The organism is Flexivirga meconopsidis (assembly GCF_026162425.1).
Lineage (GTDB): Bacteria > Actinomycetota > Actinomycetes > Actinomycetales > Dermatophilaceae > Flexivirga > Flexivirga meconopsidis.
Map to the genome: position 1 here is coordinate 435,696 of NZ_JAOBQJ010000001.1, position 21,931 is coordinate 457,626.

General features: G+C 68.0%; 20 protein-coding genes. 13 read left to right on the forward strand and 7 right to left on the reverse strand.

All coding sequences use genetic code 11. The annotated features are described in order from the left end of the window. Positions 1-9: 9 nt before the first annotated feature. The gene (gene trxA / locus N2M23_RS02125) at positions 10-399 is read right to left on the reverse strand and encodes a thioredoxin (protein WP_265442934.1); all 390 of its coding nucleotides are present in this window, start codon (positions 397-399) and stop codon (positions 10-12) included. 116 nt (positions 400-515) lie between these two features. Between trxA and N2M23_RS02130 the strand changes: the two genes are divergently transcribed. The 4 genes from N2M23_RS02130 to N2M23_RS02145 all read left to right on the forward strand — a co-directional run bounded on the left by N2M23_RS02130 (position 516) and on the right by N2M23_RS02145 (position 3,983). Further along, a complete protein-coding gene (locus N2M23_RS02130) occupies positions 516-1,145 on the forward strand; it encodes a nitroreductase family protein (RefSeq protein ID WP_265442936.1) in 630 nt (209 codons plus the stop codon). Between the two features lie 235 nt (positions 1,146-1,380). Further along, positions 1,381-1,836: a cysteine dioxygenase gene (locus tag N2M23_RS02135; protein WP_265442937.1), complete on the forward strand. Its 456-nt coding sequence runs from the start codon at positions 1,381-1,383 to the stop codon at positions 1,834-1,836. Positions 1,837-1,894: 58 nt separating this feature from the next. Next, positions 1,895-3,163 (forward strand): low temperature requirement protein A, encoded by a 1,269-nt coding sequence (locus tag N2M23_RS02140; RefSeq protein WP_265442938.1) that lies wholly within the window; start codon positions 1,895-1,897, stop codon positions 3,161-3,163. Positions 3,164-3,185: 22 nt separating this feature from the next. Continuing rightward, on the forward strand, positions 3,186-3,983 hold the full coding sequence (locus N2M23_RS02145; protein ID WP_265442940.1) for a crotonase/enoyl-CoA hydratase family protein: 798 nt from the start codon (positions 3,186-3,188) through the stop codon (positions 3,981-3,983). 68 nt (positions 3,984-4,051) lie between these two features. On the opposite strand, the gene N2M23_RS02150 is transcribed toward N2M23_RS02145, so the two are convergent. Beyond that, positions 4,052-4,876 (reverse strand): acyl-CoA thioester hydrolase/BAAT C-terminal domain-containing protein, encoded by an 825-nt coding sequence (locus N2M23_RS02150; protein ID WP_265442942.1) that lies wholly within the window; start codon positions 4,874-4,876, stop codon positions 4,052-4,054. 254 nt (positions 4,877-5,130) lie between these two features. On the opposite strand from N2M23_RS02150, the gene N2M23_RS02155 reads away from it, so the two are divergent. Next, entirely contained in the window at positions 5,131-5,418 is a 288-nt protein-coding gene (locus N2M23_RS02155; RefSeq protein ID WP_265442944.1) for a GIY-YIG nuclease family protein, read from the forward strand. 68 nt (positions 5,419-5,486) lie between these two features. Here N2M23_RS02155 and N2M23_RS02160 read toward each other — a convergent pair whose 3' ends face one another. Together N2M23_RS02160 and N2M23_RS02165 are read right to left on the reverse strand one after the other, a co-directional pair. Further along, a complete protein-coding gene (locus N2M23_RS02160; protein WP_265442945.1) occupies positions 5,487-6,719 on the reverse strand; it encodes an MFS transporter in 1,233 nt (410 codons plus the stop codon). Between the two features lie 75 nt (positions 6,720-6,794). Next, positions 6,795-7,172 carry a DoxX family protein gene (locus N2M23_RS02165; RefSeq protein WP_265442946.1) on the reverse strand — a complete coding sequence of 126 codons (378 nt, stop codon included), beginning with the start codon at positions 7,170-7,172 and terminating at the stop codon, positions 6,795-6,797. Between the two features lie 75 nt (positions 7,173-7,247). Between N2M23_RS02165 and N2M23_RS02170 the strand changes: the two genes are divergently transcribed. The 4 genes from N2M23_RS02170 to N2M23_RS02185 all read left to right on the forward strand — a co-directional run bounded on the left by N2M23_RS02170 (position 7,248) and on the right by N2M23_RS02185 (position 12,266). Further along, entirely contained in the window at positions 7,248-7,730 is a 483-nt protein-coding gene (locus N2M23_RS02170; protein WP_265442947.1) for a MarR family winged helix-turn-helix transcriptional regulator, read from the forward strand. A 143-nt stretch (positions 7,731-7,873) separates the two neighbouring features. Further along, entirely contained in the window at positions 7,874-8,407 is a 534-nt protein-coding gene (locus N2M23_RS02175; protein ID WP_265442948.1) for a type 1 glutamine amidotransferase domain-containing protein, read from the forward strand. A gap of 40 nt (positions 8,408-8,447) precedes the next feature. Continuing rightward, positions 8,448-10,484: an NAD(+) synthase gene (locus N2M23_RS02180; protein WP_265442949.1), complete on the forward strand. Its 2,037-nt coding sequence runs from the start codon at positions 8,448-8,450 to the stop codon at positions 10,482-10,484. A 372-nt stretch (positions 10,485-10,856) separates the two neighbouring features. Beyond that, positions 10,857-12,266 carry an HNH endonuclease signature motif containing protein gene (locus tag N2M23_RS02185; RefSeq protein WP_265442950.1) on the forward strand — a complete coding sequence of 470 codons (1,410 nt, stop codon included), beginning with the start codon at positions 10,857-10,859 and terminating at the stop codon, positions 12,264-12,266. 164 nt (positions 12,267-12,430) lie between these two features. Here N2M23_RS02185 and N2M23_RS02190 read toward each other — a convergent pair whose 3' ends face one another. The 3 genes from N2M23_RS02190 to N2M23_RS02200 are packed head-to-tail and all read right to left on the reverse strand — an operon-like array spanning position 12,431 to position 14,051. Then, entirely contained in the window at positions 12,431-12,709 is a 279-nt protein-coding gene (locus N2M23_RS02190; RefSeq protein ID WP_265442951.1) for a hypothetical protein, read from the reverse strand. Continuing rightward, positions 12,706-13,185, reverse strand: a complete 480-nt coding sequence (locus N2M23_RS02195; RefSeq protein ID WP_265442952.1) for an SCO6045 C-terminal-like domain-containing protein — start codon at positions 13,183-13,185, stop codon at positions 12,706-12,708. Before N2M23_RS02195 ends, N2M23_RS02190 begins: the two co-directional genes overlap by 4 nt. Beyond that, positions 13,182-14,051, reverse strand: a complete 870-nt coding sequence (locus N2M23_RS02200) for a multinuclear nonheme iron-dependent oxidase (protein ID WP_265442954.1) — start codon at positions 14,049-14,051, stop codon at positions 13,182-13,184. The genes N2M23_RS02195 and N2M23_RS02200 overlap by 4 nt, the downstream gene beginning before the upstream one ends. 156 nt (positions 14,052-14,207) lie before the next feature. Here N2M23_RS02200 and poxB point away from each other — a divergent pair, with 156 nt between their 5' ends. From poxB to N2M23_RS02220, 4 genes are all read left to right on the forward strand, one after another. Further along, complete coding sequence (poxB, locus tag N2M23_RS02205) at positions 14,208-15,932, forward strand: ubiquinone-dependent pyruvate dehydrogenase (protein ID WP_265442956.1); 1,725 nt, start codon at positions 14,208-14,210, stop codon at positions 15,930-15,932. Between the two features lie 43 nt (positions 15,933-15,975). Then, positions 15,976-19,209, forward strand: coding sequence for a DEAD/DEAH box helicase (locus tag N2M23_RS02210; protein WP_265442957.1), 3,234 nt, complete (start codon positions 15,976-15,978; stop codon positions 19,207-19,209). Between the two features lie 142 nt (positions 19,210-19,351). After that, on the forward strand, positions 19,352-20,938 hold the full coding sequence (locus N2M23_RS02215; RefSeq protein ID WP_265442959.1) for a M4 family metallopeptidase: 1,587 nt from the start codon (positions 19,352-19,354) through the stop codon (positions 20,936-20,938). Between the two features lie 111 nt (positions 20,939-21,049). After that, positions 21,050-21,928, forward strand: a complete 879-nt coding sequence (locus tag N2M23_RS02220; RefSeq protein WP_265442960.1) for an SDR family NAD(P)-dependent oxidoreductase — start codon at positions 21,050-21,052, stop codon at positions 21,926-21,928. Positions 21,929-21,931 lie beyond the last annotated feature (3 nt).

Consider the following 21,931-nt stretch of genomic DNA (forward strand, 5'->3'; position numbering starts at 1 on the left):
CGCCTCAGATCACTGCTGATCCGAGCCGCTCTGGTCTTCCTTTTCGGCCTCGGCGAGCTTGGCGCGCACCTCGTCCATCGGCAGTTTGCGCACCTGCTCGATGAGTGAGTTCAGCTCCCGCGCCGGCAGTGCGCCGGGTTGGGCGAAGACGAGGATGCCCTCGCGGAACGCCATGAGCGTCGGGATGGAGGTGATGTTGAGCGCCTGGCCGAGCGCGGGCTCTGCGTCGGTGTCGACCTTGGCGAAGGTGATGTCGGGGTTCTGCTCCGACGCGTCCTCGAAGACCGGCGCGAACATCTTGCACGGACCGCACCAGTCGGCCCAGAAGTCGACGAGCACGATGTCGTCGCCGGTGACGCCTTCGGTGAAGGTGTCGGTCGTCAAAGTGGTGGTGGCCACGGGTGTCAGCTCCTCGGGTGGGTGGCGAGCGAGTACCCGCTCGCCGTTGTCACCCAGCGCAACGTATGGCGGGCGCCGATCCTTCCGTGCTGCGCGACCGTAGTTGAATGGCGCGGGTGACGACCCCGCCGATCGACCCGTTGCTGCGCGACCGACGCTCGCCGTCGGTCTTCGACCCGACGCACACGCTGGACGACAGTCAACTCGCGTCGCTGCTGGAAGCGGCTCGCTGGTCGCCGTCGTGGGGTAACACCCAACCGTGGCGGTTCCTGGTCGGGCGGCGCGGCGACGCCAGCCACGCGCGGATCGTGGCGGCGCTCAGCCGCGGCAATCGACAGTGGGCGCCGGCGGCGAGCGCGATCCTGATCGGGCTGCGGCAGGTCGGGGCGGAGCCCGACGACCCGAAGGGCGGCCTGCGCACCTATGACTACACCGCCTACGACCTCGGTCAGTCGGCGGCGCACCTCAGCGTGCAGGCCGTGAGCATGGGCCTTGCTGTCCACCAGTTCGGCGGGTTCGACCACGACGCGATCGCCGCCGGCTTCGCCGTCCCGCCGCAATGGGAGGTCCTGAGCGGCATCGCCGTCGGGAGGTGGTTGCCGTCCGCCGAGCGCACGACCGACTCCCCGGACGTCGACCAGGCGAACGTCGAGCGGGAGGAGCGCCCGCGAAAGCGTCGTCCGCTCGATCAACTCGCCTTCGCCGAGCGCTTCGGCGAGCCGCTGCGCGTGGGCCACGGCGAATAGCACTGTCCACCCTTCGGGACAACCGTTCCGGATGACAAGACTGGTGATAATCCGCTTGGTGATCGGTCGCCTGGCATGTTCTGCTGGGGGCATGTCTTCGATTGCCACGCACCTGACGCGGATCGCCGACCGGCGACCCGTCATGTGGCATGTCTGTCGCTATTGAGCCGAACCCGCTCAGACCGCAACAGACCACTGTCGCCAGCAGGCGCGCCACTTCCCCACGGAGACCTCGATGACCACCACTTCTCCCGGTGTTCGCAATTTCACCCGAGCCCAATTGCTCCGGGTAGCAAAGCTTTTCGCCGGAGACTCCGGCGCCGCCAGCGCCGTCGACCGCTCCGGCGACGAGCGCACCCGTCACCCATTGGCGCAGACGCCGCACCTCGAGGTGTGGGTGATGACGTGGCCGCCCGGGAGCACCACGGGTTGGCACGACCACGGTGACGCGAGCGGCGCGATGGTCGTCGTCGAGGGTCAACTCGGCGATGAACTGTGGAAGGGCGGGTCGGTGCAGGTGCGCGACCTCGCCCCTGGTGACGAGCACGTGATTGCCGCGGGCCAGATCCACAACGTGACCAACCTTGGCGACGACTACGCGGTGACGATTCACGCCTACTCACCGGGGCTGACCGAGATGACGCCATACGAATGGGTCGACGGCAAGCCGGTGGCGGTCAAGCCCGCCTGAGGCGATCGGCCCGCGCGAACCACCACCTGAGCGGACGGCGTTTGGGAGGATTCGGGGCATGAGTAACCCCCAATCGCCGGCCGACCTGGTGCACCGGCTGACGCCGATGCGGGGCCGCGACCCCGAGGAGAGTGAGCGCGCGTCGACGCCCCTCGAGCTGCTTCTCGACCTCACCTTCGTCGTTGCCGTCGGGACAGCGGCCTCGCACTTCGCCGAGGTCAGCGCCGCAGGGCATATCGGCAACGCGCTGCTGGCGTTCTTGTTCGCGATGTTCGCCATCTGTGTCGCGTGGATCAACTTCGCCTGGTTCGCGTCGGCGTTCGACACCGACGACTGGCTGTATCGGGCGCTGACGATGGTGGCGATGGTCGGAGTCGTGGTGTTCGCACTGGGCCTGCCGCCGATGTTCAACTCGGTCGAGGAAGGCCAGCACGTCGACAACCGGCTGATCGTGATCGGCTACATCGTGATGCGCATCGCGATGGCCGGGCAGTGGTGGCGGGCGGCGCGGCAGTCGTCATACCGCCGGGTTGCCCTGCGGAACATCGGCTGGGTGATGATTGCGCAGGTCGGCTGGGTGATCGTCGCCTGGACGTCGATGTCCATGCCGCTGACCTTTGTGTGCGCGCTGGTGCTCGGCATCTTCGAACTCCTGCTGCCGGTGCTTTCCCAAGGACAGGCGAACGGCACCCCGTGGCACCCGCACCACATCGCCGAGCGGTACAGCCTTTTCGCGATCATCACCCTCGGCGAGGGTGTCGTCGGCACGGTTGCCTCCTCGCAAGGTCTGCTCGGTGGCGAGTCGGGCACCGACTGGAGTGGCAACGCGGTGGCTGTTGTCGTTGCCGGCATCGGGCTGACCTTCGGCATGTGGTGGGTCTACTTCATCACGCCGTTTGGCACGATCCTGCAATACCGGCCGCGGCGCGGTTACCTCTTCGGCTACGGGCACATCCCGATCTTCATCGCGATTGCCGCGACCGGGGCCGGGCTGCACGTGATGGGGCTCTATCTCGAGCACGAGGCGAAGATCGGTCATGTCACCACGACGCTGCTGCTCGCGGTCCCCGTCGCGATCTATCTCGGCATGGTCTTCGTTCTGCACGACGCCTTGCTGAGTGCGGGCGACGCCCTGCACTTCGTGCAGCTGGGGGTGACCGCGCTCTTCCTGGTCGCGGCCGTCGTGGTGGCGATGGCAGGGGCGCCGTTGGCGGTCAGCCTGATCCTCATCATGATCGCGCCGTTCGTGACGGTGGTCAGCCACGAGCTCGGCGCCTATCGGCACCAGGCGCGGATGTTGCAGGACATGGTGGACGACGCGCCCTGAGCCGCGCGCTTACGATCGGGCCATGAGTTCACACATCGACGTCGCCGTCAGCGACGGCATCGCGGACGTGCGGCTGGACCGGCCCGAGAAGCTCAACGGCCTGACGATGCCGATGCTGCGCGGCCTCGCGTCGGCGGCGCACCGGCTGCGTGCGGATCGGTCGCTGCGCGCGGTGATCCTGTCCGGGACCGGCGACTCGTTCTGTGCCGGGCTGGACTTCAAGACAGTCAGCGCCGACCCGAAGCAGCTGCCGCTAGGCATGATCCCGCGGCCGTGGCGCGGCACGAACGTCTTCCAGGAGGCGTGCTGGGCGTGGCGTCGGGTGCCGGTGCCCGTGATCGCCGCGGTCCACGGCCACTGCTACGGCGGAGGCGTGCAGATCGCTCTCGGAGCAGACCTGCGGGTCACCGCGCCGGACGCGAAATGGTCTGTGCTGGAAGGCAAGTGGGGACTCATCCCGGACATGACCGGTGTCCGTGCGCTCGCCGAACTCGTCGGCATCGAGACGGCGAAGCGCCTGACGATGACCGCTGAAATCATCAGCGGCGAGGAGGCGGCGCGACTAGGGCTGGTCGGCCAGGTCTCCCCCGAGCCGTATGACGCAGCCCGCGAACTGGCCGGGCAGCTCGCACAGCGGTCGCCGGACGCACTCGCGGCCGCAAAGAAGCTCTTCGACAGCCGTTGGGGCTCCTCCCCTCGCCGGACCTTCGCCAAGGAGCGCTGGGAGCAGACGAAGTTGCTCATGGGACGCAACGCCAAGATCGCCCGGAAGGCCGGGTTGCAGCGCGAACAGCCGGTTTTCGCACCGCGGTCCCGCTGACGCCGGTCGCGCTGCACTTTTGTGACGACGGGTCGTCGGTTGCTCCGCGGATCCCGCACGGTTGGCTCTCAGCCCGCGGACGGCAGCCGCAGGATGTCGCGCACCGCCGGCCACGCCTGCTCACCCAGCGCACGGTCGGCCTGCTCGGTGCCGCCTCGCTGCATGTGCATGCCCCCCGACACCGCCGATTCGCCCGGCAGGATCGTCCGGTGGCCGGCATCGCCGCGCGTCACGACCGTCGTGTCCCGGCCGTGCGCGCGGCGTCGGTCGGCGATCGCGGAGGCGAAGTCGGCCGCAGGCCAGACCTGATCGTCGCCACCTGCGACCAGCAGCACCTCGTCGATGTGGTCGACCGGAATCGTCGCTGCCGCAACAGTTTTCGGGTCAGCCGCCGCGAGGCTCTGGCGGTAGTTTCCGACGAAAGCCGGCGGGTCGGTGTCCGGTTTCCAGGCCGTGTCGTAGGGGACCGCCGGCATGGGCTCGCCAGCCCAGGACCAATGCGAGACCTGCGTGCCGTCGGGGTCGATGAATGACCAGACGACGTTGCTCGGTGCGAAACCGATTGCGGCGGAGGCTCTTTCGTCATACGCACCGGTGAGGAGGGCGGCTTCCGCTCCGAACGACGTGCCCGCGATGACGAGCCGGTCGCAGTGCGGAGCGAGTCGGTCGAGCGCGGCGGTGAAGGTCTCGAGCGGGATGAGGCGTGGGCCACTGGGTTGGCCGTCGCCGCCGAACCAGCGGATCGACAGCGCCAGCGCTCCGTGCGCGGCGAACAACCGCGCGCGGCCGTCGTCGATGCGCCCACTGGAACCGCCCAGCGTGAGAACGCCTGTGCCGCAATGCCGCTCAGGTGAGACCAGGACACCGTCCGGGTGGGTCAGTTGCTCCTCCATATTCGTACGCTACCGACGGCGCTGGTCTCGATACGGCCTCGCCCCTGGGGGCTCGGCCTACTCGACCAGCATTGGACCCGAGGTGGTCGAGTAGGCCGGAGCGCTAGTGGTTCCTGAGATGGTCGAGTAGGCCGGAGCGCTAGCGGAGGCCGTATCGAGACCACGATCCACATCCGCGACCCTGCCCTGTCGCTAATCCACAAGGCGACGCAACGACCGGGAGCGCGTGCACGGCGCAAGCGCATCCTGGACGAATGGCCTGGACGTACATTCTGCGATGCAGCGACGGTTCCTACTACGTGGGTAGCACTCGTGACCTGGACCGTCGGATGGCCGAACACGCGGCTGGCGTCGGCTCGATCTACACCCGTTCTCGGTGTCCGGTGGAGCTCGTCTGGTGTCAAGAATTCGGCAACGTCGGGGAGGCCTACGCCTTCGAGAAGCAGATTCAGGGTTGGGGTCGAGCAAAGCGGGAAGCGTTGATCGAGGGACAGTTCGAGCTGTTGCCGGGATTGGCGCGGAAGAAGTGGCCGCGGAAGTAGGTGCTGGTCTCGATACGGCCTCGCCCCTGGGGGCTCGGCCTACTCGACCAGCGAGGCTGGGGCTCGGCCTACTCGACCAGCGAGGCCGCCCGTGTCGGCGCGGGACGTGCCGCGCGTTGGGCGAGCACAGCGGCGATGAACGACAGCACACCCAGGCCGGCGAGACCGAGCAGCACCCAGCGTTCCGGCCACTGCTCGACGAGCATCGACACGATCGTGGGGACGAAGAAGCCGAGGTAGGTGAGTGAGTAGAAGACCGCGTTGGTCATCGCGAGATCGCTTGCCGGAGTGAGGTGTTCGATGCGCGTGAGGCCACCGACCAGCGTCATGCCGTAGCCACAGCCGAGGACCACGCCCGCGGCGAGCACCAGCAGCACCGATCGGTGGCTGACGACTACGACCGTGAGCAGAACCCCGGCGACAGAACACGCCATACCGAGCACGCTGACCAGGCCGGGACGCTGGGCCTCGATGCCGCGGGCGGGCTGCTGCACGACTACGCCGACGCCGAGGGTGAGGCCGGCCATGATGCCGGTGAAGGCGACCGCGAACCCCTCGATCGTCGCCTGCATCAGGCTCGGCAGGATCACCAAACCCACTGTGGCGCAAGTGAATACCCAGGGCGCCATCGGCGCGACGAGCGACCAGAAGTGCCCCCTCAAGGCCGTATGACGCGGGCCCCGCTCCGGCACGGCCCGCGCCACCGACGGCTCCCCGGACGAGACGACATGCTCCTCCTCGGCGGGAGCCGTCTGCGGGGCGCGCCACACCAAGGCGCCCGCGACGATCGTGAGCGCGATGTGCACCAGGTAGGGCAGCACCTTGGGCGCTGGCAGCCACTGCGCCAGGAAGCCGGTCACGAGGGGGCCGCCTCCGAAACCGGCGGACAACGACATCGCCGCCCGGCGCGCGCCGGTGCCGGTTGGTGCGCCGGCGGACAGTTCCTTCACCCAGGTCGTGCCCGGGGCCATCGCGGCGCCGGTGCACACGCCATACAGGACCCGACCGGCGAAGAGCAGTGGCGGCGAGTCCTCACCGATCGCCAACAGCAGCGACGACAGCGCGGCGGTCACCATGACGGGCCGCATGACCGCCCGGTGCCCGAAGCTCCCGGCGAGCCGCGCCGCCACGATCAACGCCGGCACGAGGCCGAGCACGTAGGCGGCGAACATCGCGGTGACGAGCGTCTCCGAGAGGTTGTCGGTGCGCCGGTAGACGATCAGCAGCGGGGCGAACTCGTTGGCACCCCACCCGACCACGAAGAGCGCGAAGCTCACTCTCATCCACGGGGCCAGTCGCATGCCGCCAGCATGTCAGCAAGACGCTTGCGCCCCGGCCGAAGTGTGCCGGGGCGCAAGCGGGGATATGACGGTGGGTCAAAAGCTCTGCGGCCCGAACCGTTCGATCGCCACGAAGACCGCCATCGCGAACAGCACCACGTTGACCGCGACGTTGGGCCATTCCTTGCGCTGGGCGTGGGTGATGGCGGCGCCCACCATGATCAGAGCGAGCCCGACCGCTGCCACGGGCACCAGCCAGGTGGCGACGTCGAACGCGCCGGGCAGAATCAGACCGAGCGCTCCGGCGACCTCGGCGGCACCGATGAAGCGCACCAGCCCGGCCGGCTTGCCGGCAGCCCAGGCGAGCTTCGGGTCGGTCGCCAGCTTCTCCTTCGTCACCGGCAGTTTCGACGCTCCGGCGGCCAGGAAGACCGCCGCGAGCAGTCCGCTGACGATCCACACTGCGATGTTCACGTAGTTTCTCCGTCCAATCGTATGAGTGTTCAAGTGATGATATATGAATCTTCAAACGAAACGTATGCTGTTGTTATGCCCGACTCTCTGCCGGACCGGCCGCGTTGGCTCAGCTCGCAGGAGCGGCAGACCTGGCGCTCCCTCCACCTCGTGCTCGCCACGTTGCCCGGCGCGCTGGGGCGCCAGCTGCAGTCTGACTCCGGTCTGAGCTTCCTGGAGTACTACGTGCTCGTCGGCCTGGCCGACCGCCCGGGTCGCAGCATGCGCATGGGTGAGCTCGCCAGTTTCGCCAACTCCGAGCAGTCCCGGCTGTCGCACCTGATGCGCCGGCTCGAGCAGCGGGGTCTGGTACGACGGGAGCCGGACCCGCAGGACGGGCGCGTCACCCTTGCGGTCCTCACCGACGACGGGCAGGAGGCTCTGGTCGAGGCCGCGCCCGGTCACGTCGAACGGGTCCGCGAGTTGATCTTCGACCGGTTGACTGCCGCCGATCAGGCTGCGTTGCGCAGGGTGATGGGCAAGATTGCCGACGGCTTGTGCACGGATGCTTCCGAATAGGTCCGTTCCATCATTCGAAAGGGTGAATTTGCTGCGATCCCAAGGGATCTGACTCGACGCGGGCCGCCTTTACGCGTTATACGTGGACTGACGAGGCCGCGTGTGCGGCGCCCGCCCCGATTGCGAGAAGGCAGGGATTCATCATGGCCGACAGCAAGAAGATCGCATTTCTGACCGCAGGCGAAGGCATCGAGCGCGTCGAGCTCACCGAGCCGTGGAAGGCGGTGCAGGACGCCGGCTTCGAGCCGGTGCTGCTCAGCCCCGAATCCGGTGAGGTGCAAACTTTCGACCACCTCGACAAATCCACCACCCAACAGGTCGACCAGCAGGTCAAGGACGCTTCCGTCGACGACTTCGCAGCGCTCGTCCTGCCTGGTGGCGTCGCCAACCCCGACGCATTGCGCACCGACAAGGACGCGGTCTCCTTCGTCAAGACGTTCGTCGACTCCGGCAAGCCCGTGGCGGCCATCTGCCACGCGCCCTGGACGCTGATCGAAGCCGACGTGTTGCGCGGCAAGCGGCTCACCTCCTGGCCGAGCCTGCAGACCGACATCCGCAACGCGGGCGGCGACTGGGTCGACGAGCAGGTCGTCGTCGACGGCAACCTGATCACCAGCCGCAACCCGGATGACCTTCCAGCCTTCGACGAGGCCGTGGTCAAGGCGGTCAAGGGTTAGACCCTCACCGGGCGGAGCGCCGTGCTGACAGTATGGCGGCATGAACTTCCACTCGGCCTACGACCAGGGGTTCGCACGCATCGCGGCGTGCACGATCCCGACGGCGATCGCCGACCCGGCGAGCAATGCAGCCACGATCGTCAGCCAGGTCCGGGAGTGCCACCAGGATGCGGTTGCGCTCGCGGTCTTCCCCGAGATGAGTCTGACCGGCTACGCGATCGACGATCTGGTGTTGCAGGACCCGGTGCTGGACGCGGTGGAAGCCGGGATCGCCGAGATTGCCCGGGCCACAACGGATCTGCTGCCGTTGGTGATCGTCGGTGCCCCGCTGCGCAAGGGTCTGCGGCTCTACAACTGTGCCGTTGCGATCCACGGTGGCGAGGTCATCGGCGTCGCACCGAAGAGCTACCTGCCCAACTACCGGGAGTTCTACGACAAGCGCTACTTCGCTCCGGGCGACGACCAGCATGGTGAGTCGATCACCTTGGGTGGCAACGAGATTCCGTTCGGTCCGGACCTGATCTTCCAGGCCGATGACCTGCCCGATCTGACCGTGCACGCCGAGATCTGCGAGGACATGTGGGTGCCGATCCCACCATCGTCACTGGCTGCGCTGGCCGGTGCGGCCGTGCTGGTGAATATCTCCGGCAGCCCCATCACCGTCGGCCGCGCCGCCGACCGCCACCTGCTGGCGCAGGCACAGAGTGCGAGATGCCTTGCGGCATACGTTTATTCGGCGGCGGGTCAGGGCGAGTCGACCACCGACCTGTCCTGGGACGGTATGACGATGGTCTACGAGTGCGGCGGTCTGCTCGGCCAGACCGAGCGCTTCCCCGACACCGCGCAGCGCACGACGGTCGACGTCGACCTCGACCGGATCCGCCAGGAGCGCCTGCGGGACGGGTCGATCGCGGACAACGAGCGCACGTTTGCCAGCGAAACCCATTTCCGCACAGTCAGTTTCACGCTGGACCCGCCGCGCACCGACATCGGGCTGATGCGCAAGGTCGACCGCTTCCCGTTCGTCCCGGACGATCCCGAGCACCTGGCCCAGGACTGCTACGAGGCCTACAACATCCAAGTGTCCGCACTGAAGCAGCGGCTGCGGGCGATCGGCCAGCCCAAGATCGTGCTCGGGCTCTCCGGCGGCCTCGACTCGACCCACGCCCTGCTGGTGGCAGCCCGTGCGATGGACGAGCTGGACCGGCCACGCACCGACATCCTGGCCTACACGATGCCGGGTTTCGCCACCGGCGATGCGAGCAAGTCGGCGGCCACCAAACTGGCCGCCGACATGGGAGTCACGTTCCACGAGTTGGACATTCGGCCTGCCGCGACCCAGATGCTGAAGGACATGGGGCACCCCGCGGGTGATGGGGAGCCGGTCTACGACGTGACCTTCGAAAACGTCCAGGCCGGCCTGCGCTACGACTACCTCTTCCGGATCGCGAACAAGGACGGCGGCATCGTGCTCGGCACCGGTGACCTGTCCGAGATCGCACTCGGCTGGAACACCTATGGCGTCGGTGACCAGATGTCGCACTACGGCGTCAACTCCGGCATCCCGAAGACGATGATCCAGCACCTGATCCGGTGGGTGATCGCCTCGAAGCTCTTCCCGGCCGAGGCGTCCTCGACACTCCAGACCATCCTCGACGCCGAGATCAGCCCCGAGCTGGTGCCGGCCGGCGAGGACGAGAAGCCGCAGTCGACCGAGGCCAGCATCGGGCCCTACGCCCTCCAGGACTTCAACCTCTTCCACACGCTGCGCTACGGAATGCGACCCAGCAAGATCGCCTTCCTGGCGGAGCACGCGTGGAGTGACGCGGGCGCGGGCGAGTGGCCGCCGGGCTATCCCGACGATGAACACGTCGCCTACGACCTGGCCGAAATCCGTTCGTGGCTCGAAGTATTCATCAAACGGTTCTTCGGTTTCAGTCAGTTCAAGCGGTCGGCGATGCCGAACGGTCCGAAGGTGGTTGCCGGTGGATCGTTGTCCCCGCGCGGTGACTGGCGGGCGCCGGGTGACGGCAACGCTAAGGCGTGGCTTGCGGAGCTGGAGAAGGTGCCGCAATGAGTGTGCTGCGCTCTCGTCGGCGGGGGTAGCGCGGGTCGCGTCGCACCGCGGGCTGTCGGTGTTCGGCGTCGGCATGGGTCGGAAGTCCGGAGCGGAGCCGGCAATGTGTCCCTGGGCGCCGTGTCTCTGGGCGCCGAGTTTCAAATCTCTCGGTCGTGCGGGGTGGGGTGGAGGACTTGGGCCGACACGCTCGGGTGGAGCAATGCGGGCCGCCTCGACGCATGATCCGCCCGGTGGGGTTGTTGCTGAGCGCACGCGGGAACTGGCCGATCCAGGCGTAGAAATACGTTCGAATCCCTGCCGGTTGTCGGTGGTCGACGTTATGATGATCACCACGACGAAAACCACTGCGGCGGAAGGAGATTCGAGCATATGTCTCTCGATCGTGCCCTGCCGCTGCCGGATTGTCCGGACGTGCCTGAGGATGGTGTTCGGGTGCCGGTTGAGCCGGGTCGTGGACCGGTCGTGCTGGAGCGGGTGCGGGAGCTTGCGGCGTTGCTGGACGAGGTGCCGGACGTCGTCCATCAGCTCGGCGACGCGCAACTGGAGTCGTTGACGCAAGTGTTGTTGCGGCTGCACGGGCGGTCGGCTCAGGTTGCCGCGGTGGTCACCGCGGATGCGGTCGACCGGGGCACGGTCGCGGGCTCGACGGCGGCGAACACCACCCAATGGGTATGCCGGCACGCCACGGCTGCTGGGGTGCCGGTCGAACCGGTGGAGGCGAAGACGATCGCGGTGGTGGCGGAGGCGTGCCGGGAACCGAAGAACGCGGTGATCGCGGCAGCAGTCGCACGAGGGTTGTGCACGGTGTCGACGGCGCGGGGCGCGTTGACCCATGCGGACAAGGTCGCGCCCGTGGTGCCGTTCGCGGACCGGGGTGAAGTGCTGTCGTGGTTCCTGCAACTCGACCCGTTGCTCGGGGTCAAGGGTGTGCAGGCGTTGACCCGGAAGATCCTGGCGACCTACGCATCGGAGGCGTTGTCGGCGCAGGACGCGAAACTCGAAGCCGTCGAAACGCTGACCTGGGGTACGACCGCGACCGGGATGACGCGGTTGGTGGCGGAGTTGGCGCCGGCGAATGCGGCGGTGCTGAAGGCCGCGATCGCTGCTGGGTGCGCGCCTCGACCCGCCAGTCCGGGCGGGACCGACGGGTCCACTCCCGCCGAACCCGGCGACACGACCAGTGCGGGCGAGCCCGGCGGGAGCGACACCAGCAAGACCGTGCGGGATGACCGCACCCCGGGCAAACGCCGTGCGGATGCGTTGATCGAGTTGGTGGCCGCGGGCGCGAAAGTCGCTGCCGGTGAGTCGGCGCCGGTCGGGTCCGCGGCGACAATCCTGCTGACGATGAACCTGAAGTCGTTGACCGAGGGGCTCGGTGGGGCGACCACCCCCACCGGTGAGGTGCTCGATGCGGGAGCGGTCCGGCGGGCCGCGTGTGATGCGGAGCTGATCCCCGCAGTGTTGGGTGGGCCGAGTCAACCGTTGGACGTGGGTAGGCGAGAACGCTTAGTGACCAAGGGGTTACGAGCGGCCGTGCTCATACGCGATGGTGGGTGCACCTTCCCCGGGTGCGACCGACCACCTGGTTTCTGCGAGGTTCACCACGTGACGCCGTGGTGGGCCGGCGGCACCACCAGCCTGACCAACTCCGCCATGTTGTGCTGCCGACACCACCAAGAAGTCCACCGCCACGGCTACACCGCGGCTGTCACCAACACTGGCGTGACCTGGGACCTCACCGAAGGCCGCATGCCCGGGCATGCCCACGCGGCCGCGTAACCCGGCACCGGCAGCCGCTGGATCTGCGGGTAAGCCGGCACCTACGACTGACCCGTGGCGGCGTCTGCGACCGGCCGGAACCTGCGACCGACCGGAACCTGCGACCGGCCGGTGGCCCACCCGGCGCGCACGCCACCGCTTTGCCGGCCAACAGTGACGGTGCCTCAGCTCGAGCCGCAGCCGCCTCCGCCGCAGCTGCTGCCCCCACCGCAGCCGCTGGACCCGCCGCAACTGCTTGAGCTGCAACTGTGATGAGAGCCGCCGCCGTGGTGCGAGCCGCCGTCGGACGACCCACCGTCGTAGCCGTAGACGCCCGCGCCAGCGCCGCCGCCGGTGCCCGACCGCTTCACCCGCTTGCGTCGGCCGGCGTCGGCTCCGCTGTTGCGGATCAGGTAGCCGCCGCCGATGACGACGGCGACGATGACGATGATCGCAATGATCATGAGCGTTCTCCCCTCCCGAGTCGCGAGCCGGGCGCTCGCGTGAGTTTCACGTGCCAGACGCTCTTCCCAACGCCGATGTGCAACGACCAGAAGCCGTTTCGGATCGCAACGCAACTGCGCCGCTCACCGGCGTAGACCTCCGCGAGCCGCAACCATGCGCCGATCTCGGGCGTGACCGGTCGGGCAACCAGCCACCGCCGAAACGCCACGACGTCATCGTGCGCGCAGCCGTGTTCGACGCATTGCCAGGCATATTCGGTGAACAAGCCGCGCCAGCCGGGCAGCAGCGCCACCTCCGGGCAGGCGTATGACGCAGCCGACGCCCGCTTGCGCACCAGGATCCGCGACGTGAGCTCCGCCGCAACAGGATCGAAACCCGCAGGTGGCCGTCCCGCCAACAAGTCCGCGACCACCGAGGCCTGCCGGGCCGCGAGTTGCCCTCGGGCGACGTCGAGTTCGTGCGCGATCATCGTCATACGAACGCTCCGTTCACGACGGCGAGGTCGGCGCGCACGGCCTCGATCGAGAGGTGCTCGTCGCGTTCCAACAGCACGCCCGGCGACGCCGGCGCGACGGTCTCCAGCAGGTCGGTGAGCAGGTCGGCGACCGCGCGAAGCACCGGATCGGCGTGCGTGTCGAGATAGAAGCCGGACTCCCACCGCCCGCCCGCGACATGCACATAGGCGATCCGGTGCAGCGGGAAACGGTGCAGATCGGCGTGCGGGTCGGTGCCGCGAGCGATCGCGCTGGCATAGAGATTGGCGACGTCGAGGACGATCCCAACATCGGTGAGTTCGGTGAGTTCAGTGAGAAATTCGGGCTCCGACAGCTCGTCCTCCGGCCACGACATGACGGCTGCGATGTTCTCGACCGCGAGCGGGACCGGCAACTGTTCGCCCGCGATGCGAATGTTGTCCGCGAGCACCGCGAGACTGTCTCGCGTGCGTGGCGGCGGCAGCAGGTGCCCCGCCTCCAGCACGTCCCCGTGCATCGCGTCCGGCGTGTCGCAGGCGCGCACGAAAGCCACGTGCTCACTCACCAGTGGGGATCCGAAATGCGTTGCCAGATCTGCTAGTCGGCGCAGCCGGGCGGCATCGGGGCGCGCCGCGTCGGCCAGGCCGAGCGACACCCCGTGCGGCACCACGACCGTGCCACCGGCGGCCAGTGACTCAAGACGCGGATCGACCGCGGGCAGGTGGATGTTCTCCGCGACGACCTCGGTGAAGTGCAGGTCCCCAGCCGCAGCGAGCTGCGCGACGAGACCGGCCACCGCGGGCCGCCAGGCAACGGCCGTGCCGGTGATCCCGGTGCGCCCAGCAGTGAGTCCGAAAGTTGCACTCATGATGCCCCCTTGCTGTCCAAGATAGCGACCGTGTTCGGGACGCAGGTCACGATCAGGCATCGGGTGCGACGCACATCACGCCGCCCGCTGGGTTATACCTGGGGGAAGGCCGCGATGGTGCGGTCGCACCGTCATACCGCCCCGAAGGAGCCGCCGATGGCAACGGTCGCCGAGAACCTGGTGCAGAACCTCCACGCGAACGGCATCCGCCGGGTCTACGGGCTGCCCGGCGACTCGCTCAACGGTTTCACCGACGCGTTGCGCAAGCAGGGCGACATCACCTGGGTGCACGTCCGGCACGAGGAGGCGGCGGCGTTCGCGGCCGCGGCCGACGCCGAACTCACCGGCGACCTCGCGGTGTGCGCGGGCAGTTGCGGTCCCGGCAACCTGCACCTCATCAACGGCCTGTATGACGCAAACCGCAGCCGCGTCCCGGTGCTCGCGATCGCCGCCCACATCCCCACCGCCGAGATCGGCTCCGGCTACTTCCAGGAGACCCACCCGCAGGAGCTGTTCCGCGAGTGCTCGGTCTACGCCGAATACGTCGCCGATCCGTCGCAGATGCCGCGGCTGCTGGAGATCGCGACCCGCACCGCGATCGAGAAGCGCGGCGTGGCGGTGCTGGTCATACCCGGCGATGTCGCGCTCGCCGAGGCCAAAAGCGATCGCGTGGTCCGCATCCGCCCGACCCGGTCCGCCGTGCTGCCGTCCGAGGACGAGCTCGAGGCTGCCGCGCAGCTGCTGAACGGCGCGCAGCGCATCACGATCCTGGCCGGCGCCGGCACCGCGGGCGCGCACGACGAAGTGATCGCGCTGGCGGGCAAGCTCAACGCGCCGATCGTGCACGCGCTGCGCGGCAAGGAACACCTCGAGTGGAACAACCCCTACGACGTCGGTATGACGGGGCTCCTCGGCTTCGCGTCGGGCTATCGCGCGATGGCCGGCTCCGATGCGGTGCTCATGCTCGGCACCGACTTTCCCTACCAGCAGTTCCTGCCCGCGAACGCGAAGTACGTGCAGGTCGACGTGCGCGGTGAGCAACTCGGCCGGCGGCACCCGGTCGACGTCGGACTGGTCGGCACCGTCAAGGAGACCGTGCCCGCGCTCGCGGCCCGGCTCGCTCCGCGCACCGACGACAAGCACCTGCGCGACGCGCGCGACCACTACCGCAAGACCCGCGCCAAGCTGGACGAGCTCGCGACGACCGCGCCGGAGGGTAAGCCGCTGCACCCGCAGTACGTTGCGCGCACCCTCGACCGGCTGGCGGCCGACGACGCGGTGTTCATCCCCGACGTCGGGTCGCCGGTGGTCTGGGCCGCGCGCTACCTCACGATGAACGGCACCCGCCGGATGCTCGGCTCCTTCGTGCACGGCAGCATGGCCAACGCGCTGCCCCAGGCGATCGGGGGCCAGGCGGCATACCGCAATCGGCAGATCATCGCGCTGGCCGGCGACGGCGGCCTGACCATGCTCATGGGTGAGCTGGTCACGCTGGTGCAGAACCGCCTGCCGGTCAAGATCGTGGTCTTCGACAATTCCTCGCTCAACTTCGTCGAGTTGGAGATGAAGGCCGCCGGCTTCGTGACCTACGGCACCGACCTGCAAAACCCGGACTTCGCCGCGGTCGCGGATGCCATTGGTATCAAGGGTTTTCGGGTCGACAGCTCAAGCCAGCTCGAGCCGGCGCTGCGTGACGCACTCGCGTATGACGGCCCGGCCCTCGTCTCGGTGCGGACCAACCGGCAGGAGCTGTCGATGCCGCCCGCGGTCACCCTCGAACAGGCGCGCGGGTTCACCCTCTACGCGATCCGCACCGTGCTGTCCGGCCGGGGTGACGAGCTGCTCGACCTCGCCTCGACCAACTTCCGTCAGCTGCTGTGAACAACTTCCGCGGCATGTCGGTGGCTCGGGCTACCGTCGAGTGGTGAGCCACAGCCCGGACTTCGAGGTGCGCGGCGCCGACTGGGTGCGCCAGGTCACCGACGCCCAGATCGTGCAGCACGTGGGGGAGCTGTCCTACGAGCGCGCGCTGGTCTACGTCGACTCCGAGCGGGTGCTGACGATCAACACCGGCGACCGCGGCCGGTTGTTGCTCTCGACCGTCGACGGCAGCCGCGATCGGCCCTACACGGTGATGATCACCCGGCTGGACGACATCGGCGGCGACCCCGACTGGACGTCGCGCTGCTCCTGCCCGGTGGCCACCGAGTGCAAACACGTCGCCGCCACGCTGCTCACCGCCCGCGACGCCGTCGGCGGGCGGGCCGACCCGATCCCGGCCTGGCGTCGCTTCGTGCAGCAGCAACTCGACGACAGCGAGCAGCGCGCAGCCGCCGACGACGGGGTGCGGCTCGGGCTGCGCATCGGCACCTCGCGAGAGTTGCAGCACGGCCGGCCGGCGACGCGGATCTTCATGAGCCCCAGTCATTTCACCAAGGCGGGCCGTTGGTCCAAACAGACCTCGTGGGACGACGTAGCCGCCAATCGGTTCAATTCACGCTTCAATGTCGAGCAGGCACAAGCACTTTCGCGGATCCACCGGCTCGCCCGCGGTTCGGCGCACGCGGTGTTCTACTCCGGTGCCAACCTTTTCCTCGATGAGTGCGGGCCGGCGGTCTGGGGTGCCCTGCACGAGGTTGCGGATGCGGGGGTGGAGTTGCTCCCGTCATACAACGGTGAGTATGGGGTGACCCTCGTCCCGGACCCGGTGCGCGTCGCCGCCGATTTCCAACGCCAACAGGACGGTTCGGTGGTCGGCCGGGCCGACGTCGTCGGTCTGCCCGATGACGACGGCGAGCTGCTGCTCGTCGGCGAACCGCCGCATGGGGTCGTGCTGCGCGGCTACGACCAGAGCCTGACCCTCGCCGGCACCGATCGGCTGATCACCGGACCGGCGCTCGCCATGCTGCTGGACGGTCCGGTCGAGGTGCCGGCGCAGGACGCGGACGAGTTCATCGACCTCTACCTGCCGCGGCTGGCGCGCCGCCTGCATGCCGTCGTGGACGCCGACACCGAGCCGGTGCCGTTGCGGCTGCGACTGACCGTGACCTCGCCCGAGCCGCAGAGCATCGAGGTCACCACCCAGATGCTGTATGCCGGGAGGCACCTCAAAGCGGTCACCCCCGATCTCTATGACCGCACCCGTGATCGGAAGGCCGAGCACGAGCTGGTGCAGCGGCTGGAGTCGAAGCTGCACGACGCCGGCCTGTTGCACGCAATCGGCGGCCTCGGCTGGTGGCCGGTGGAGCGGGTGCGGCTGTCGGGCTGGCGCGCCGTGCGCTTCGCCGAGCGGCTCGACGCGTTCGCCGAGCTCGACGACATCGACCTGGTCGTGGACGGAGAGCTGCCCGTCTTCGAGGAGTCGACCAGCACACCGCAGATCAACATCGGCGCCGCCGACTCTGAGGACAACGACTGGCTCGACCTGCACGTGACGGTGACGATCGACGGCGAAGACGTCCCGTTCGCACCGCTTTTCGCGGCGCTCGCGCGCGGTGACGAGGCGATGTTGCTCGACTCCGGCACCTGGTTCACCCTCGACCACCCAGAGTTGCACCAGTTGGAGCGGCTGATCGCCGAAGCGAAAGAACTGTCCGACAAGCAGCGAGAAGGCCTATCGATCAACAGGTTTCAGGTCGGGCTCTGGGAGGAGCTCGAGTCGATCGGCGTCGTCGACCAGCAGAGCAGCCGATGGGCGCAACAGATCGAGCGCATCCGTGGGCTCGACGAGTTCACTCGGCCGACCGTGCCGGACGGCCTCAAGGCGACGCTGCGGCCCTATCAGCTGGACGGATTCACCTGGCTCGCCGCGCTCTGGGATTGTGCCCTCGGCGGGGTGCTCGCCGACGACATGGGGCTCGGCAAGACCTTGCAGACTCTCGCGCTCCTCGCACGTGCGCGAGAAGAAGGTGAGCTGGCCGTCCCGGTGCTGGTCGTGGCGCCCAGCTCGGTCGTCGGCACGTGGGTCAGCGAGGCGGGCCGGTTCGCGCCCGACCTGCGGGTGGTCGCGCTCGCCGAGACCAGCAAGCGGCGCGGCACCACCGTTGCGGAGGCGATCGCCGGCGCCGAAGTGGTCGTCACGTCATACGCGGTGCTGCGGCTGGACGACGAGCAATTCGCCGAAACCGACTGGAACGGCTTGGTGCTCGACGAAGCGCAGTCGGTCAAGAACCACCAGTCCAAGACCTTCCAGGCGGCCAAACGGGTTGGCGCGCCGTTCACCCTGGCGATCACCGGCACCCCGCTGGAGAACTCCCTGATGGATCTCTGGTCGATGCTCGCGCTCGCCGCACCGGGCCTTTATCCCCGGCCCGACGCCTTCACCCAGCGCTACCGCAAACCGATCGAGCGCGGAGAGGCGCCCGAGCTGCTCGATCAGCTGCGGCAGCGCATCCGGCCGCTGATGCTGCGCCGCACCAAGGACCAGGTCGCCTCGGACCTGCCGCCGAAGCAGGAGCAAACCCTGTCGGTGACGCTCACGCCGAGGCACCGGCAGACCTATGACCGGCAGCTGCAGCGCGAGCGGCAGCGCATCCTCGGCCTGCTGGACGACCCAGACGCCAACCGCGTCGAGATCCTGGCGTCGCTGACCCGGCTGCGCCAACTCGCTCTCGATCCCAGGCTGGTCGATCCCGAGACCGCGGCGCCCGAGATTTCGGCGAAACTCGCCGTCCTGGTCGAGCAACTCGTCGAGCTGGCGCAGGAGGGACACCGAGCGCTGGTTTTCAGCCAGTTCACCTCCTACCTGTCTCTCGCTCGCGACGCGCTGACCCAAGCGGGGCTGACCTCGTCATACCTGGACGGTCGCACTCGCAGCCGGCAAAAGGTGATCGACGACTTCAAGCAGGGCGATCAGGCGGCCTTCCTGATCTCGCTGAAGGCCGGCGGCGTCGGTCTCACACTGACCGAGGCGGACTACGTCTTCGTGCTGGACCCGTGGTGGAATCCCGCGACCGAGGCGCAAGCGATCGATCGCGCACACCGCATCGGGCAGGACAAGCCGGTCATGGTCTACCGGCTGGTCAGCGCCGGCACGATCGAAGAAAAGGTTGTCGCGTTGCAGCAGCGCAAGCGAGCGCTCTTCGAGCAGGTGGTGGACGGCGGTGGGGCGCTCGGCGGCGCGATCACCCCGGACGACATCCGCGGACTCCTGCAGTGAACCCGGCTCGCAGCTGAACGTTTACTGTCCGAAATCTGACGAAACCTTTACCGGTTCATCACCCCGGGCTTACGTCGCTGCCGACAGCATCTCTAGGAACCTCGGCCATCCCGAGGGTCCATGAGAAGGGAACACGATTCCAATGGCAACTCCCCGTCAACGCTTCTACGCACTCACCGCGGTCTGCGCCGTCACCGCAGCCACGGCGGTCGCCGGCTCCGCGAATGCTGCGACCGGCAGCGAGCGGGTGCGCTCGACCAGCGCACTCTCGGTCGCGTCGCCCAAGGTCGACCGGGCTCTCGGCGCGGTCCGCAACGACCACGCGCGCTACGGCCTGTCGGCGGACCAGAAGCTGGACAAGAAGTCGGCGCTCACCGACAGCAACGGCACCACCCATGTGCGTGCCCAGCAGAGCTACCGGGGCCTGCCAGTCATCGGTGGGGACATGGTCATCCATCAGACCGCCGCGGGCCAGGTCACCATCTCCCGGACGCTCACCAAGCCGCTCACCATCGACACCAAGAGCTCGGCACCGGCTCCGAAAACCAAGGGTGCGCAGGGTAATTCGCGACTCGTCGTCGATGCCGCCAAGGGCGCGCCGCGCCTCGCCTGGGAGACCACCGTGGCCGGCACCCAATCCGACGGCACGCCCAGTCGCAGGCTGGTCTACACCGATGCCAAGAGCGGCAAGCAGATCCGCTCCGAGGAGCGCATCATGACCGTTGGCGGCGAGGGGAATTCGTTGTATGGCGGGACGGTGCCGCTCCAGTTGACGCAGAACGGCTCGTCATACGAGATGAAGGACCCGACGCGCGGCAACACCTACACGATCGACGTCAATAACCAGACCGACTCGTTCGTCTGTCAGATCACCGGTTCGAGCTGCGCGACCGGTCCGGTCTTCGCCGGTCCGGACACGAGTTTCGGCAATGGCAGCACGTCGAGTCGGGAGTCTGCGGGTGTGGACGCGCAGTTCGGCACGGACGAGACGTGGGATTACTACAAGACCAACTTCGGCCGGAACGGCATCTTCAACACCGGCAAGGGGTCGTTCAACCGGGTGCACTACGGGCAGAACTATGTGAATGCGTTCTGGGACGGCACGAAGATGACGTATGGCGACGGTGACGGCGCCAACTACGGGCCGCTGACGTCGCTGGACGTGGCCGGCCACGAGATGAGTCACGGGGTGACGGAGAACTCGGCGAACCTGACCTACAGCGGGGAGTCCGGCGGGTTGAACGAGTCGACCAGTGACATCTTCGGCACGATGGTGGAGTTCTTCTCGGCCAATGCCAAGGACACCGGTGACTACCTGATCGGGGAGATGTTCGACAAGACCGGTCAGGGCCTGCGGCGGATGGACAACCCGGCCGCGGATGGCAAGAGCGTGGGTTGCTGGAGCTCGGGTGTGGGCAACCTCAACGTGCACTACTCCTCCGGGGTGGGTAACCACTTCTACTACTTGCTGGCCGAGGGGTCGGGTGCCAAGACGATCAACGGTGTCGCGCACAACTCCCCGACTTGTGACGGCAGCACGGTGGCCGGTATTGGCCGGGCCGATGCGCAGCAGATCTGGTACCGCGCGTTGACGGTCTACATGACCAGCAGCACCAACTACGCCGGTGCCCGCACCGCCACCCTCAACGCCGCCAAGGACCTGTATGGCGCGACTTCCGCGCAATACACCGCGGTCGGCAAGGCCTGGAGCGCCGTCAACGTCAACTGACGTCGGCGGACAGCTTCGGATGGGAACGGCCGGCCCTACCCCACGGGGCCGGCCGTTTTCGCCGCCGTAAACCCGGTTACTGCCGGGTAGGTTCGTCTACGCTGGCTGACCATGAAGCTCCCCTTCGGAAAAGAACCGCGCTCGTATGCCGGTGCCCGCGCCCTCGTGACCGGCGGCTGCTCGGGCCTCGGCCAGGCGTTGGTGAAGCTGCTCGTGCGGGACGGTGCCCGCGTGGTGGTCGGTGACGTGCACGAGCAGGCGCCCGCCGGGTCATTGCCCGATGGCGTCGACTACCTGCGGCTCGACGTGCGCAGCGAGGACGACTGGAACGACGCCCGCAACTGGGTCGAGGCGCACTATGGCGGCTTGGACCTGCTGGTCAACAACGCCGGCATCGCGGCCGGAGGTCGCATCGACGTTGCCGACATGCAGGAGTGGGAGCGGATCATCGACATCAACCTGCTCGGCGTGGTGCGCGGTTGCAGGGCGTTCGTGCCGATGATGAAGCAGCAGGGCGGTGGACAGATCGTCAACACCGCCTCTCTGGCGGGCCTGGTGCATGCGCCGGCGATGTCGTCATACAACGCGGTGAAGGCGGGAGTCGTGGCGATCAGCGAGACGCTGCGCGCCGAGCTGGCGCCGGACCACATCGCGGTGTCGGCGATCTGCCCCGCGTTCTTCCGCACCAACCTCGCGTCGTCGTTCCAGGGCAAGGACGTCGACATGGAGCACAGCGGCACCGATCTGATCAACAAGGCGCCGCGCTCCGCGGATCAGGTCGCGCGGGTCGCCTACGCCGGCATGAAGGCGGAGAAGCTGATCATCCTCACCGATCAGGACGGCCAGATCGCTTATGGCGCAAAGCGATTCATCCGCCCCGTGTATGACGCAGCGATGCGCTCGGCCGGTAAGCGGGTCGCGGCCGGGAAGTCACCGACACCCGCCGCCCTGGACAAGCTGCAGGCGATGGGGTCCAAACGCCGCAAGTGACCC

Excerpts from the sequence above, each read along its gene's own strand:
- N2M23_RS02150 (WP_265442942.1), bottom strand. The coding sequence starts at position 4,876 with ATGGAGGAGCAACTGACCCACCCGGACGGTGTCCTGGTCTCACCTGAG.
- N2M23_RS02190 (WP_265442951.1), bottom strand. The coding sequence starts at position 12,709 with ATGATCATTGCGATCATCGTCATCGTCGCCGTCGTCATCGGCGGCGGC.
- N2M23_RS02155 (WP_265442944.1), top strand. The coding sequence starts at position 5,131 with ATGGCCTGGACGTACATTCTGCGATGCAGCGACGGTTCCTACTACGTG.
- N2M23_RS02140 (WP_265442938.1), top strand. The coding sequence starts at position 1,895 with ATGAGTAACCCCCAATCGCCGGCCGACCTGGTGCACCGGCTGACGCCG.
- N2M23_RS02200 (WP_265442954.1), bottom strand. The coding sequence starts at position 14,051 with ATGAGTGCAACTTTCGGACTCACTGCTGGGCGCACCGGGATCACCGGC.
- N2M23_RS02180 (WP_265442949.1), top strand. The coding sequence starts at position 8,448 with ATGAACTTCCACTCGGCCTACGACCAGGGGTTCGCACGCATCGCGGCG.
- N2M23_RS02220 (WP_265442960.1), top strand. The coding sequence starts at position 21,050 with ATGAAGCTCCCCTTCGGAAAAGAACCGCGCTCGTATGCCGGTGCCCGC.
- N2M23_RS02170 (WP_265442947.1), top strand. The coding sequence starts at position 7,248 with ATGCCCGACTCTCTGCCGGACCGGCCGCGTTGGCTCAGCTCGCAGGAG.
- N2M23_RS02175 (WP_265442948.1), top strand. The coding sequence starts at position 7,874 with ATGGCCGACAGCAAGAAGATCGCATTTCTGACCGCAGGCGAAGGCATC.
- N2M23_RS02135 (WP_265442937.1), top strand. The coding sequence starts at position 1,381 with ATGACCACCACTTCTCCCGGTGTTCGCAATTTCACCCGAGCCCAATTG.
- N2M23_RS02195 (WP_265442952.1), bottom strand. The coding sequence starts at position 13,185 with ATGACGATGATCGCGCACGAACTCGACGTCGCCCGAGGGCAACTCGCG.
- N2M23_RS02145 (WP_265442940.1), top strand. The coding sequence starts at position 3,186 with ATGAGTTCACACATCGACGTCGCCGTCAGCGACGGCATCGCGGACGTG.
- N2M23_RS02160 (WP_265442945.1), bottom strand. The coding sequence starts at position 6,719 with ATGCGACTGGCCCCGTGGATGAGAGTGAGCTTCGCGCTCTTCGTGGTC.
- N2M23_RS02215 (WP_265442959.1), top strand. The coding sequence starts at position 19,352 with ATGGCAACTCCCCGTCAACGCTTCTACGCACTCACCGCGGTCTGCGCC.
- poxB (WP_265442956.1), top strand. The coding sequence starts at position 14,208 with ATGGCAACGGTCGCCGAGAACCTGGTGCAGAACCTCCACGCGAACGGC.
- N2M23_RS02185 (WP_265442950.1), top strand. The coding sequence starts at position 10,857 with ATGTCTCTCGATCGTGCCCTGCCGCTGCCGGATTGTCCGGACGTGCCT.